The following is a 12,298-nucleotide window of genomic DNA, read 5'->3' as shown; positions in this document are numbered from 1 at the left end:
CGCCCCCTCCGGCCCCGACCCAGACCGAGGCGCCCGCGCCTGCAGCCTGGCCGGTCGCCACGCCGCGCAACGAACCGCCCGCCGCACACGTAGCCGCGCCGCACCACACCCTGAGCGCCAGCGATGCCCCCAGCACGCTGCCCGCCCTGGGGCCCGACGAGAGCGAGGCGCTGCACCGCCTGCTGCACCTCGATGGCGACGCGGCGCGACGCGCGGCCATCCTGGCCTTCCTGCGGCAGCCCGGCGGGCTGGGCAAGGCCAATGCCTGGGGCCTGGAGACTCAGGGGCTGCCCACCGCCGAAGCCATCCTGATGGACGTGCAGGATCTCGGCCACGCCAGCCGCCTGCCCGTGTTCGAGACGCTGCTCACCCGCAGCGCCTCCACCGCGACCGCAGAACGCCGCCTGCTGCTCGAAGCCGCGCGCCGCATGATGGCCGCCGACGGGCGCGTCTGGCACCTCGACGTGCTGCGCTACCTGGCCATGGCGCAGTCGCTCAACACCAAACGCGGCGCGCCGGCCCAAGCCGTCGAGGCCGAGCCGATGCTCGCCCCGCTGCAACACCAGGAGTGGCTGACCGTGGCGGCCTTCAGCGCCTTGCTGGCGCACCTGATCCCGATCGCCAGCGCGACGGGCGAGGTGAGCGCCCCGGGTGAAGACTGGTATTACGCCGTGATGGTGCGCGCCGCCGGCGACCAGCGCTCATCCGCCCTGCTGCCGCCCGACGTGCACGACCCGGCCTTGTCGCCCTGGGGGCTGCAAAACATCACCAGCGACCAAGGCGCCAGTGAACTGACCCACGCCACCGTGGCCGTGCTGGGCGTGCGCGCACTCGATGCCGGCACGCGGTCGGCGCTGCTGCAGATCTGGGCCGAAGAAGCGCTGGCACGCAGCCATGCCTGGCAGCTCAGCGAGGACTCGGCGGACGCGCTGCGCCTCACCGCGCTGCTGATCGACGCCCCCTTGCCCACGGCCGTGGCGTCGCGCTATCGCGGCTGACGCACGGTTCGCTGCATGCGCAGCGGTGAAACTCAGGGCGCGGCGTGCGGCAAGGGCGTCAGCCCCAACAGCCCCTTGCGGAAGTCATCCGGCACCGTGTTGCCGACGAACATGCGCATGTACACCTCGATATACAACTCGTTCTTCCAGGGCGTGTCGGTCATGGACTTGCCGTTGAAGGTGACCGTCAGCCCCCTGCCCGGCGCGTAGTCCATCACCACCACATCGCCCTTGGCGATGCGGCTCAGGTTGCCGTAGAGCTGCCCGGTACGCCCGACCTCATTGATCAGCTGACGAAACTCGGCATCGGTGGCCACCTGCTTGAAGTCGGACACGAAGAAGCGCGACGCCAGCGAGGTCGGGATGTCGCGCAGCAAGAACAGCACGATCCGGATCGGCCCCTTGGGGTGGTACACCGCATCGGGCGACGCGCTCTTCTCAGACAAGTACAACGCGGTCACATCGGTCTTGAAAAACCCCCGCTTGCGCACCGCCGCGCCATTGAGCACGAGGTGCGTACCCAAGGCCGACACCGATTCGTCCACCCGCACCCCTTCGAGCTCGACCGCCGCCTCAGCGCTCCAGGCCACGCCCGCCAGCAACAGGGCAGCCGCCAGCTTCGTCACACCACACCAAGTTGAGCGCATGGGCTCCTCCTTGTTGAAACCGGTACTCGTCACGCCCCGAGCGGCAATAAGTCACACACCCAGGGACACAAAAAAACCCGCACCAGGCGGGTTTTGCTTCGTTCAGTGCGCCTTGCCAAACAGCCCGGCGCGCGTCTCTTCAGGAAGAATGGGCCCCACGAACATGCGCATGAACACCTCGTAGTACAACGGTGAGTTCCAGGCCGGGTCGTTCAGCGGCTTGCCATTCAAGAACGTCTGCATGCCCTTGCCAGGGATCCAGTCGATCGCCACCACATCACCCTTCACGACGCGGTTGAGGCTGCCGTAGATGGCGCCGGTCTTGCCGACCTCGTTGATCACCTGCTTGAACTCGGCGTCGGTGGCCACCTGGCCGAAGTCGCCGATGAAGTAGCGCGAGATCGTGGCCGAGGGCAGATCGCGCAGCAGCGTCAGCGTCATGCGACGCGGGCCGTTCGGGTGGTAGAAGGTTTCGGGCGTCGCCTTTTTCTCGGTGGTGTAGAGCGCCATCACGTCGGTCTTGAAATACCCACGTTTGCGCGGCGCGGCCGCGTTGAGGTTCAGCTTCACGCCGCCCACGGTGACCTGATCGTCGATCTGCATGCCTTCGACCTCGACGGCCTGCGCGGCCAGCACCGCGAAACCCAGGGCCGCCGCCATCAGAACACTCTTCAACCTGAACATGGATTTCTCCGAGAAATAAAGCAATGGTTTTCAGGTCGAAAAACTAAGCTGCACCAAAGTGCGAGAGCCCCCCGAGGTGACGACCTGACACCTCGAAAGCCCGCCTACGTGGTGGGTGGCACGCTGAGCAGCCACCCCGCGACAGCCCCTCAACGCGCTTGCGTTATCGATCGCCGCGACATAACCGCGGCGTTACATCAATGCGGCTTGCTCACGCCGAGCAGCGCATTGCGGAATTCGTCGGGCACCGACGGGCTGAGATACATGCGCATGTAGATCTCAAAGAACAGATCGCTCTTGATCGGCGAGCCCATCGACTTGCCATTGATGGTCGCGTTCATGCCCGAGCCGGGGATCCAGTCGATCACCACGACATCGCCCTTGCTAACCCTGCTCAGGTTGCCGTAGATCTGGCCCATCTGGCCGACCTCGTTGATCACCTGCTTGAACTCGGCGTCGGTCGCCACCTGCTTGAAGTCACCCACGAAATAACGCGAAATCGTGGCCGACGGGATGTCGCGCAACAACACCAGCACCAGCCGGCGCACGCCGTTGGTCTTGTAGACCGCATCCGCCGACGTGCGACGCTCCGGCAAGTACAAGGCGGTGACGTCCGTCTTGAAGTAGCCACGCTTGCGCACCCCGGCTCCGTTCAGGACCAGACGCGTGCCCGCTACGGTGGCGGAGTCATCCAACTGCACGCCTTCGAGCTCGACTGCCGCCTGCGCCGCAAACGCCACCACGCCTACCAGCGCCATGGCCAGACCACGCAACAACTTCAACATGATTCACTCCACACTCATTTGGATTTGTAAAGACGCCAATCTTGGCATCTTCACAGCCCCATCAGGCAGCATGCCACCGATATGAGTGGCCTGCGCACCTGACCAGCAACGGACCGAGAACTTGTCCTCGGCCGGCGCCGACTCGTGCGAGCCAGCGCCTGACCGTTCAACCGCTTACAGCGGCTTGGACAGGGTCAGCCAAGCCATCGTACCCTCGGGGCGGTTCTGAACGCCGAACTCCTTGAGCACCTTGCCTTCGACCAGCAGCGTGCCGGAGTCCTTGATCCAGGACACCGCCGGGCCGACGCCGTAGGCACGGCCTTTGCCCAGGGCAATCGGGCTGAGCACCGTTCCGGTCGCGGTGCTGTTGTTGTACATCGAGACACCGCCTTCGGCTGTCGGCTTCACCGTGTCATCCGTCGCTTGATAAATCACGAAACCTTGCAAGCCCACGCGAGTCGAGTCGTTGATGAACTTCATGGCGGACCAATCGAAGTTCCAGGTGTTGCCCGAGCGGTATTTGGTGTCGGTGTCGCGATCGCTGATGGAATAAGCCGCGCGGATGCCGAAGTCCCAGCCTTCGCCGATGTAGCTGTATTGCACGGTCGGGCGGAAGGTCTTGTACTTGCCTTGCCCCGAGTTGTAGGCACGGCCCGCCTTAAAGTCACCCGTACCCAGCAAGATGGCGGGAATCAGCACAACTTGGTGTGCGTCGCTGGACCACCGCATGATCGGCGCCAGTTCGATGTCGCTCAGGCCAAATTTGGATCCTTCATGCTCATCATCACTAGTGGTGGCCGCCAATTTGGCGTTGAGTGCCGGCACGGCTGCTAGCGACGGCAGGTTCGACGCCGACGTGTTGACTTGTGCCGAGCTTGAAACCTTCTGATTGATCAGGGGAAACAGCGCGGTAAACCCAATATTGGCATCCAATATTTTCTGTGTGCTGATGTAGGTGATACGCGGAAGAATCCCTTGCTCATCAATTTTGTTATTCGTGTCATAAACAGCCTTGAAAGGCCCGCCCAGGGCAATAGACCCTTGCGGAGAATCCTTCACCTTGCCAGCGTGATAGGCAAACATCGCCACCTGCCCATACCAACCCGGATCCAGCGGCGCGGACATATCGCCGCCGCCAATACCCGGCACATAACGCAGACCGAAGTTTTCAGTGGCTTGCGCCGAGCCAGCGGCGAGAGCTGCAACCAGGGCAGCGCAAGCCAGCGCCACGCCGGCCCCCCGCCCGAGACGACGCGACTCCGTGGTTTGACCGATTTGATTCAGGTTGGCCATATTCAAGGGGCGGTGAGTGATCATGAAAATTCCTCATTCCAGATTAGGATGAGCTCACTTTATCGGCACCCCCGAGTGTGGGGATCATGGGGAAAACACGATTTCTTACGCCCATTTGTGGAATTAGGCGCAGTTAACCCCGTGCTGTCGTAAAGCGGCGACAGTTTGATTGCGGCCCGATGAGTCGAGACCGCCTGCCGGCAGGCGCGCAGGTGAGCGGCAGACGCGCCGCCGCACCGCGAATTATTCGGTTTCGCCGAATTTGTCGTTGATCAGCGCGACCAGCGCGTCCATGGCCTCTTGCTCGCGCTCGCCGTCGGTTTCGATCACGATGTCGACGCCGTAGCCGGCCGCCAGCATCATCACGCCCATGATGCTCTTGGCGTTGATGCGTCGGTCGCCGCGCGCCATGTGCACCTCGCACGGGAAGGTGCTGGCCAGCTTGGTGAGCTTGGCGGAGGGGCGGGCATGCAGCCCGAGCTTATTGCTGATGCTGACTGTGGTCTTGATCATGGTTGCGTTGCGCGGCCTGGTTTTGCGGGCGGGAACTGGCGATCTGCATGACCCCCTGGGTCGCGCCAGCCAGGGCCCGCGTCACCAGGGCATCAAGGGGTTCGTTGCAATAGTTGAGCACGCGCCAGAGCATGGGCACGTTGGCGCCGGTCAGCACCTTGACGTGCACGCCATCGGCCAGACGTTGCGCCACGTTAGACGGGGTGGCGCCGAAGACGTCGGTCAGGATCAGCGCCTCGCCGCGCACGCTCAGGGCCTGCGCCTGGGCCAGCAGCACGCGGGCCTGGGCCTCGGTTTCTTCGACCGGCAGATTGGGCAACACATCCAGCGCCAACACGCAGCCGCACGCATCCGGAAAGGCATGCTGCGCCGCCAACTTGAGGGCGGACGCCAGCGGCGTGTGGGCAATGATCAAGAAACCTGACATGACCAGCGCATTATGGGCGTGCGCGCGCCGGTTTGGCAGGAGGGGCGTGTGCAATGCGGCACGGCGCCAGGAGCCCACCGGCTCTGCGGTCAGCCCGGACGCCGCAAGGTCAACGATTCGAAAAAGGTGTGCCGCGCCTCGTCGGCCGCCGGGTCGGGCGCAACATCGGCCGCCCGCATCACGCTGGCCTGCCCCACCTGATCACCGAAGGCAAACGACCACAGGCTGACGACCATGGCGGCGCCGTCCGGCCGCCGCCCGCGCAGCTCCAGGCTGCGCACGCCCTGCGCCGACGCCAGCCCGCTCGACACCGGCACCTGCGCTCGCGGCAGGGGCGCGGCAAGATTGGCCGCCAGGGCCGCGTCGAGCGCCTGCTGCACCGCCTCACGCTGAGCGGCCGGCACGCCGCCGATCTGGCTCACCGCCCAGCGCTGCCCGCCGGCTTCGCAGGCCCGCACCGTCATGGGCCAGCGCTGCCCGAGCAGCGGTACGTCGCGGCTGACCACCTGCGCCTTGCAGGGCAGCCAGACCACCAGATCGCCCTCCAGGCTGAGTTCGCGCCAGTCGTAAACCGGCGAGCACGCCATCAGGGGCAGCGTCACCAGCACGGCACGCGCCAGCAAGCCTCCGGACGGAAGAATATGCGACAAACTCAGCATGCACGGATTATCGAGGCGCAGGCTCAGACTCGGCTGCCGCCCCACCTTCGGGTATGACCTAGGCGAAACACGTCGTTACACCCAAGGCATGGGGTGGACGAAGCCGCCTGCTGGCCGGACACTCTCGCCCAGCAACGATTTGTGCACAACTACACAAGTTGTTGCAGCAGTACCCCCGTCGTGTTCACGACGACTTGATCTCGACCGCATCGACCAGCCACCATGGACACACTCAATCTGACGCTTGCGGCCACCCTGGGCGAAGTCGGTGCGCCCGTGGCCCCCACCGCCGTCGACCAGCACGACGACGCGGCAGACCTGACACGCTGGCGTGACCTGGTCGCCCAGATCGGCGCCGAGATCGCCGCGCCGCTGACGGCGGCGCTGGAGCGCGTGACCACCCTCACCGCCACCGGCCGCATCGACCGCGCCGGCCTGCGGTCCTTGCGCCACGAGATCGAGCTGGCGCGCAACGCCGGCATGATCTGCCAGCAGCTCTCGCGCCTGGCGGCCGGCCGCGTGGCGCAATCGCATGAGCGGGTGCACCTGACCCACACCTTGCAGAGCGTGCTGGCGCACCGCACGCGCGAGTTGCAGGCACGCGGCTCGCAGGTGCGGCAGACGCTGCAACCGGTCGAGGTGATCGCCGACGCGCCCTTGCTGTTCGGCCTGCTCAATGCCTTGCTCGACTGGGCCTCGGCCTGCGCGCACGGCCCGATCGAGCTGATCATCGACACCAAGCCCTGGCCGGCCTACGGACGCCTGGTGTGCCGCTTCCCGCATCGCCCGCTCGACGAGGCCGCCGGCATCGGTGCACCGCCACCGTCCGCCGAGCTCGACAACATCGTCTGGCGCCTGCTGGAGCACACCGCCCATGCCGTGGGGCTGACACAGAAGCGCGAGATCGAAGGCGCCTACGTGCGCCTGACGCTCGAATTCCCGCGCACCATCAACCCATTGCTGGACGAAGCCGCGATGCCCGCCACGCTGGAGCGCGACTTCAGCGACTCGGTCAACTCCAAGCCGCTGGCCGGCAGCCATGTGCTGGTGGTGAGCGCGCGCCGCGACACCCGCACCCAGGTGCGCGAAGCCGTCAAGCACATGGGCCTGGTGCTCGACTTCGTCGGCTCGATCGAAGAAGCCTTCGAGTTCTGCCAAGACGGCCTGCCCAATGCCATCGTGATCGAAACCGTGCTCAAGGGCGCGCGCTTCAAGCAACTCGCCAGCGAGATCCGCAACGAGGTGCCCGACTTCGTCTTCATCGAGATCGACGAGCAGGGCGCGGACTTCCAGATCTCCAGCATCAGCCAGACCGGCCACGCCCGCGTGAGCCGCAACGCCATCATGTCGGCCCTGCCGTCGGCGCTGGTTTACGAACTGACCCGCGCGATGTAGGGCGAGGCTCGCATAATGAGCGAGCCTCTTGACCCTGCATCCTCGACATGAAACTCGCTCGTCCCCTGATCGCCATGGCCCTGGTGGGTGCCCTGGCCGTTGGCGCCTACACCGTCTTGTCTCGCAACACCCCCGCGCCCGACGTGCCGATGGTGCTGCTCAATGGCCAATCGCAACGCATGAGCGACCTGCGCGGGCAGGTGGTGCTGGTCAACTTCTGGGCCACGAGCTGTTCGACCTGCATGCACGAGATGCCCAAGCTGGTCGAGATCTACCAGCAGCACAAAGGCAAGGGACTGCGCACCGTAGCCGTGGCCATGAGCTACGACCCGCCGGCCTTCGTGGCCAACTACGCGCTGAGCCGCCAGCTGCCGTTCGATGTGGCCATCGACAACACCGGCAAGGTCGCCGAGGGCTTCGGCCGCGTGCAGCTCACGCCCACCACCTTCGTGGTGAACAAGCGCGGGCAGATCGTCAAGCAGTACGTCGGCGAGCCCGATTACGTGGCGCTCAACGCGCTGATCGTGCAGTTGCAAGGCGAGCCGGGCTGATCCGCCCGACTTTGCAGCCAGCGCCCGACGCCAGACTTCAGGGCGCGATCTTCTTCTTGAGCAACTTGGCCAGCGGCTGCGGCAGGTGCGCGAGCGACTGCAGCACGTAAGGCAACAATCGCAGCTTCAAGCCCGCAATCGCGCTGGGCACCACCACCTCGATCAGATGCGGCCCGGGGCTCGCGAGCGCGCGCTGCAAGGCGGCCACGAACTCGTCGACCGTGGTGGCGCGCACCGAATGCACGCCCATGCTGTTGCCCATCTGCACGAAGTCGAGACTCGGGTTGCTGAGGTCAAGCTGCGACTTGGCCTTGCTGCCCGCCGCCGTCTCGGCCGCGCCGACGCGCTGCAGCTCGACGTTCAAGATGGCGTATGAGCGGTTGTTGAAGACGATCGACGTGACGTTCAACTGCTCGCGCGCCATCGTCCACAGCGCCTGGATGGTGTACATCGCCGAGCCGTCGCCGACCAGCGCGAGCACCGGCCGATCGGGGCAGGCAATGGCCGCGCCCACCGCCGCCGGCAAGCCCTGGCCGATGGCACCGCCGGTGAGCGTGAGCACGTCGTGGCGCGGCGCGCCAGCGGTGAACAACGGCAGCATCACGCCCGAGGTCTGGGCTTCGTCGACGATGATGGCGCGCTCGGGCAGCAGGTGGCCGATGGCCTTGCAGACCTTCTCGGACGTGAGCTTGCCGCGCGGGCGATCGGGCCGCACCGCAGGCTGCAACGCGGGCTGCGCCTGCTCGGCACCGAGCTGACGGCAGAGCTTGTCGAGCCCGCCCTGCGCGTCTTGCGTGAACGCGGCCAAGGTATGGACCTGGCACGAGTCCGGCACCAGATAGCTCTTTTTGCCGGGGTAGGCGAAGAACGAGACGGGCGCCTTGGCGTCCACCAGGATCAGATGATCGATGCCGGCAAGCTGCACCGATGCCATCTCGGCCAGGTAGGCGATGCGCTCGACGTGCGGCAAGCCCGCGCCACGCTCAATGCGCGTCGGGAAGACCTCGGCAAACAGCTTGGCGCCCGTCTGCGCCGCGATGCGTGCAGCCGCCAGCAGGCCGGGCTCGCGCAAGGCGCGGCCGCCGAGCAGCAAGGCCTTCTTGCCCGGCCCTTGCAGGGCTTGCGCGATGGCGGCCACCACCTCGTCTGACGCCACCGGCGCGGGTGCCGGCAGGCGCGGAGGCTGCGGCACGCCACCCTCGCCCCACGACACATCGGCCGGCAGGATCAGCGTGGCGATCTGGCCGGGTGCTCCGGTTGCCGTGGCAACGGCCTCGACCACGTCGCTGCACAGCTCGGCCGTGCTTTGCGAGGTGCGCACCCAGCTCGACACATTGCGCGCCACGGTCTCGATGTCGGACTGCAGCTGCGCGTCGTATTGCACGTGGTAGGTGGCGTGGTCACCCACGATGTTGACCATGGGCACGCGGCCCTTGCGCGCGTTGTGCAAGTTGGCCAGGCCGTTGCCCAGGCCACAACCCAGGTGCAGCAGCGTGGCGGCGGGCTTGCCGGCCATGCGCGCGTAGCCGTCGGCCGCGCCGGTGGCCACGCCTTCGAACAAGGCCAGCACGGCGCGCATCTCGGGCACGGTGTCGAGCGCGGCCACGAAGTGCATCTCGGACGTGCCCGGGTTGGTGAAGCACACGTTCACCCCGGCATCGACCAGGGTGCGCAGCATGGCTTGAGCGCCATTGAGGCCTTGAGGCATGAAAGTCTCCTTGTTATCGACAGCTTGAGATCAGCAACCTTGAATCAGCAACCTTGAACGATCGAGCGTGCCGCCGCGCGCCCGGTGAGGATGCAGCCGGGCAGAAAGGTGCCTTCGAGCGAGCGCTTGCCATTGGCCCCGCCGCCGCCAAAGCCGGCTGCCTCGCCCACGCAATACAGGCCCGGCACGGCCGCGCCTTGCGCATCGAGCACGCGGCTTTGCAGATCGGTCTGCAAGCCGCCCAGGCTCTTGCGCGTGATGAGCTGGGTGTGGATGGCGATGAACGGCCCGGCACCGCGCTGTTGCAAGGGTGCCGGCTTGCAGGTGCGCAGGCGATCGGGCCCCCACTGGCGGGCGTGGATGATGCGCCGCAGTTGGTCGTCGTTGTGCAGCTTGCTGCCGTTCGCGAAGTTGGCATCGAAGGCGTCGGCGGTGGACTGCAAGGTCTCGGCGCGCACGTCGTTCGTGCCGGTGAGCGCGTTCATCTTGGCGGCCAGGCCGACGAGCGTGTCATCGACCAGGAAGTGCTTGCTCTCGCTTTGCATCTGCCGGATCAGGCGGTGGTTGCCGAGCAGCGTTTCGTACAGGAAGCGGAAGAACTGCTTGTCGCGGATGCGCGGGTTGTGCTCGGCGCCCGAGATGGCGAATTCCTTGGCCGCGATGCGCCAGTTGAGCAGCTGCCAGGTGTAGGGCTTGTCGAGCGCGGCCACGCGCTGGCAGAGCGTGTGCGTATCGAAGCCCGTCACCAGCGGCTCGGGCCCGATGCGCTCGCCGCGGTGGTCGAGCCACAGCCCCGACTTGCACGGGATGATCGACAAGCCATGCCCCGCGAAGTGCGGGAACGGGTGCGGGATGCCCGCCGCGTAGTTCCACATCTCGCCGGCGTGGACGATGCGGCTGTCGAGATGCTCGGCCACCCAGTGGTGCAACTGGCCGTCGGCATGCGGGTGCGCGCCGTTGAGCAAGGTGGCCGGCTGCGGCCGGTTGGCGGGCCAGTTGGCGCGCACCTGCTCGCTGCTGCCGTTGATGCCGCCCATGGCCAGCACCACCACCGGAGCCTGCAGACGCAGCGCCTCGCCGGAGTCTTCGTTGACCGCCGAAGCGCCCGTGAGCGCGCCGCCTTCGCGGTCCAGCGCCGTGACCCGCGTGCGGTGCAGCAGCGTGAGCTTGCCGCCAGCCCCTGCCGCACGCATGGCCGCAATCAGGCGGCGCAACAGCTCACGCGACGTGCCCCAGACCATGTGATAGCGCGGCAGGCTGTTGCCGTCGCCCTGCAAACCACGCTCGACCCAGTTGACCGCCGGCAGGAAGCGAATGCCCTCGGCATGCAGCCAGTCGTAGACCTGGCTGCGCGAGTGCTGCACGTAGTACTCGGCCCAGCGGCGCGAGAGCAGATCGTCGGCCGGCAACTCGCCGAAGCGCAGCCAGTCGCGCAGCGCGATCTCGGGGCTGTCGGGGATCTTCATGCGCGCCTGCAGCGGCGTGCCGACGAGCGCCATGCCGCCGAAGGCCCACAAGCCGAGTCCGCCCAGGCGCTCGGGCGTGTCGCGGTCCACCAGCGTCACCGACTGGCCGGCGCGCAGGCATTCGAGCGCAGTGACGATGCCGGCCAGGCCGCCCCCCACCACCAGCACATCCGAACGAAGCACACGAGACATCCGAACTCTCCTTTACCAACCCGGCGAAACGAGCCCAACCATATCGGCTTAAGATCGAGCGCGGTTGACTTTGCGGGACAGCGCCATTGACTTCAAAGGCCTCGGTATCCATGAGTTGGGTGCACACCCTGCTGGGTGCGGCGCGCCGGCTGGGGGTGGGCGACGCCCCGCTGCTGCGCCGCGCCGGCATCGCGCCCGCCGAGCTGCGGCAAGACCGCTGGCCCATCGACCACATCACGCGGCTGTGGCGCGCCGCCGCCGATCTCACCGGCGACCCGAGCTTCGGGCTGCACGCCGGCGCGCACGTGGGCCCCGGCAGCTTCAACGTGGTGAGCTTCATCCTGCAGTCCTCGGCCACGCTGCGCGACGCGCTGGGCGTGCTGCAAAAGTATCAGCGCCTCATCTCGGACGGCGGCCGCTTTCAGCTGCTGCCCGGCACACAAGAGAGCTGGCTGGTCTACCACCCCTGCCAGGGCGAGCTGGCCTTCAGCCCGCATCAGATCGAGGCGGTGCTGGCCGCCACGGTGAGCTTCACGCACTGGATCGCGCAAAACACGCGCCCCCCGCTGCTGGCGCGCTTCAGCCACGGCCGCGTCGGGCCGGTGAGTGAATATCAGAAAGTGCTGGGCTGCCCGGTCGAGTTCGACCAGATCTACAACGGCCTACTGCTCAAGAACGAGCAACTCGACCAACCCCTGCCGCAAGCCGACTCGCAACTGGCGCACCTGCACGACGAATATGCCGCCTCGCGGCTGCATGCGCTATCCAGCAGCGGCAACCTGATCGACGCGCTCACCGCGTGGATCCGCTCGCACTTCGGCCCGCCACTGCCCACCCGCGCCCAAGCAGCGGCGGCCTTTGGCCTGACCGAGCGCACCCTGGCGCGGCGCCTGCAAGATTTCGACTTGAGCTTCACCCGCTTGCTCGACGACGCGCGTCGCGAGCAGGCATTGCAGCGTGTTGAGCAGACCGACCGCAGC

Annotated in this window: 12 protein-coding genes and 1 pseudogene; 4 read left to right on the top strand and 9 right to left on the bottom strand. The window is 66.6% G+C overall.

The window, feature by feature from the left end; genetic code table 11:
• Window positions 1–998 (top strand): annotated as a pseudogene (locus tag ACE3SS_RS13040) (hypothetical protein); the annotation flags it as partial.
• A 32-nt stretch (window positions 999–1,030) separates the two neighbouring features.
• On the opposite strand, the gene ACE3SS_RS13035 reads toward ACE3SS_RS13040, so the two are convergent.
• From ACE3SS_RS13035 to ACE3SS_RS13005, 7 genes are all read right to left on the bottom strand, one after another.
• Window positions 1,031–1,645: a chalcone isomerase family protein gene (locus ACE3SS_RS13035; protein WP_374594609.1), complete on the bottom strand. Its 615-nt coding sequence runs from the start codon at window positions 1,643–1,645 to the stop codon at window positions 1,031–1,033.
• Window positions 1,646–1,747: 102 nt separating this feature from the next.
• Window positions 1,748–2,329 (bottom strand): chalcone isomerase family protein, encoded by a 582-nt coding sequence (locus tag ACE3SS_RS13030; RefSeq protein WP_374594607.1) that lies wholly within the window; start codon window positions 2,327–2,329, stop codon window positions 1,748–1,750.
• Window positions 2,330–2,526: 197 nt separating this feature from the next.
• Window positions 2,527–3,114 (bottom strand): chalcone isomerase family protein, encoded by a 588-nt coding sequence (locus ACE3SS_RS13025; protein WP_374594605.1) that lies wholly within the window; start codon window positions 3,112–3,114, stop codon window positions 2,527–2,529.
• Window positions 3,115–3,288: 174 nt separating this feature from the next.
• Window positions 3,289–4,431: a transporter gene (locus tag ACE3SS_RS13020; RefSeq protein ID WP_374594603.1), complete on the bottom strand. Its 1,143-nt coding sequence runs from the start codon at window positions 4,429–4,431 to the stop codon at window positions 3,289–3,291.
• 219 nt (window positions 4,432–4,650) lie between these two features.
• Complete coding sequence (locus ACE3SS_RS13015; protein WP_374594601.1) at window positions 4,651–4,920, bottom strand: HPr family phosphocarrier protein; 270 nt, start codon at window positions 4,918–4,920, stop codon at window positions 4,651–4,653.
• The gene (locus tag ACE3SS_RS13010; protein ID WP_374594599.1) at window positions 4,889–5,347 is read right to left on the bottom strand and encodes a PTS sugar transporter subunit IIA; all 459 of its coding nucleotides are present in this window, start codon (window positions 5,345–5,347) and stop codon (window positions 4,889–4,891) included. Before ACE3SS_RS13010 ends, ACE3SS_RS13015 begins: the two co-directional genes overlap by 32 nt.
• 89 nt (window positions 5,348–5,436) lie before the next feature.
• Window positions 5,437–6,006: a hypothetical protein gene (locus tag ACE3SS_RS13005; protein ID WP_374594597.1), complete on the bottom strand. Its 570-nt coding sequence runs from the start codon at window positions 6,004–6,006 to the stop codon at window positions 5,437–5,439.
• 222 nt (window positions 6,007–6,228) lie between these two features.
• Between ACE3SS_RS13005 and ACE3SS_RS13000 the strand changes: the two genes are divergently transcribed.
• Both ACE3SS_RS13000 and ACE3SS_RS12995 read left to right on the top strand, forming a co-directional pair.
• On the top strand, window positions 6,229–7,401 hold the full coding sequence (locus ACE3SS_RS13000) for a hypothetical protein (protein ID WP_374594595.1): 1,173 nt from the start codon (window positions 6,229–6,231) through the stop codon (window positions 7,399–7,401).
• Between the two features lie 47 nt (window positions 7,402–7,448).
• Window positions 7,449–7,952 (top strand): TlpA disulfide reductase family protein, encoded by a 504-nt coding sequence (locus ACE3SS_RS12995; RefSeq protein ID WP_374594593.1) that lies wholly within the window; start codon window positions 7,449–7,451, stop codon window positions 7,950–7,952.
• Between the two features lie 37 nt (window positions 7,953–7,989).
• On the opposite strand, the gene ACE3SS_RS12990 is transcribed toward ACE3SS_RS12995, so the two are convergent.
• Together ACE3SS_RS12990 and ACE3SS_RS12985 are read right to left on the bottom strand one after the other, a co-directional pair.
• Window positions 7,990–9,660 (bottom strand): acetolactate synthase large subunit, encoded by a 1,671-nt coding sequence (locus ACE3SS_RS12990; protein WP_374594591.1) that lies wholly within the window; start codon window positions 9,658–9,660, stop codon window positions 7,990–7,992.
• Between the two features lie 44 nt (window positions 9,661–9,704).
• On the bottom strand, window positions 9,705–11,318 hold the full coding sequence (locus tag ACE3SS_RS12985) for an FAD-dependent oxidoreductase (RefSeq protein ID WP_374594589.1): 1,614 nt from the start codon (window positions 11,316–11,318) through the stop codon (window positions 9,705–9,707).
• Between the two features lie 110 nt (window positions 11,319–11,428).
• Between ACE3SS_RS12985 and ACE3SS_RS12980 the strand changes: the two genes are divergently transcribed.
• The coding region (locus ACE3SS_RS12980) for an AraC family transcriptional regulator ligand-binding domain-containing protein (RefSeq protein WP_374594587.1) at window positions 11,429–12,298 on the top strand (870 nt) is incomplete at its 3' end.

Origin of the sequence: Aquabacterium sp., from assembly GCF_041915145.1 — a bacterium.
In the GTDB taxonomy this organism is placed as follows: Bacteria; Pseudomonadota; Gammaproteobacteria; order Burkholderiales; family Burkholderiaceae_C; genus Aquabacterium.
This window is presented reverse-complemented; position numbering and strand designations above follow the sequence as displayed.

Excerpts from the sequence above, each read along its gene's own strand:
- ACE3SS_RS13000 (WP_374594595.1), top strand. The coding sequence starts at position 6,229 with ATGGACACACTCAATCTGACGCTTGCGGCCACCCTGGGCGAAGTCGGT.
- ACE3SS_RS13020 (WP_374594603.1), bottom strand. The coding sequence starts at position 4,431 with ATGATCACTCACCGCCCCTTGAATATGGCCAACCTGAATCAAATCGGT.
- ACE3SS_RS12995 (WP_374594593.1), top strand. The coding sequence starts at position 7,449 with ATGAAACTCGCTCGTCCCCTGATCGCCATGGCCCTGGTGGGTGCCCTG.
- ACE3SS_RS13015 (WP_374594601.1), bottom strand. The coding sequence starts at position 4,920 with ATGATCAAGACCACAGTCAGCATCAGCAATAAGCTCGGGCTGCATGCC.
- ACE3SS_RS13010 (WP_374594599.1), bottom strand. The coding sequence starts at position 5,347 with ATGTCAGGTTTCTTGATCATTGCCCACACGCCGCTGGCGTCCGCCCTC.
- ACE3SS_RS13035 (WP_374594609.1), bottom strand. The coding sequence starts at position 1,645 with ATGCGCTCAACTTGGTGTGGTGTGACGAAGCTGGCGGCTGCCCTGTTG.
- ACE3SS_RS13005 (WP_374594597.1), bottom strand. The coding sequence starts at position 6,006 with ATGCTGAGTTTGTCGCATATTCTTCCGTCCGGAGGCTTGCTGGCGCGT.
- ACE3SS_RS12990 (WP_374594591.1), bottom strand. The coding sequence starts at position 9,660 with ATGCCTCAAGGCCTCAATGGCGCTCAAGCCATGCTGCGCACCCTGGTC.
- ACE3SS_RS13025 (WP_374594605.1), bottom strand. The coding sequence starts at position 3,114 with ATGTTGAAGTTGTTGCGTGGTCTGGCCATGGCGCTGGTAGGCGTGGTG.
- ACE3SS_RS13030 (WP_374594607.1), bottom strand. The coding sequence starts at position 2,329 with ATGTTCAGGTTGAAGAGTGTTCTGATGGCGGCGGCCCTGGGTTTCGCG.
- ACE3SS_RS12985 (WP_374594589.1), bottom strand. The coding sequence starts at position 11,318 with ATGTCTCGTGTGCTTCGTTCGGATGTGCTGGTGGTGGGGGGCGGCCTG.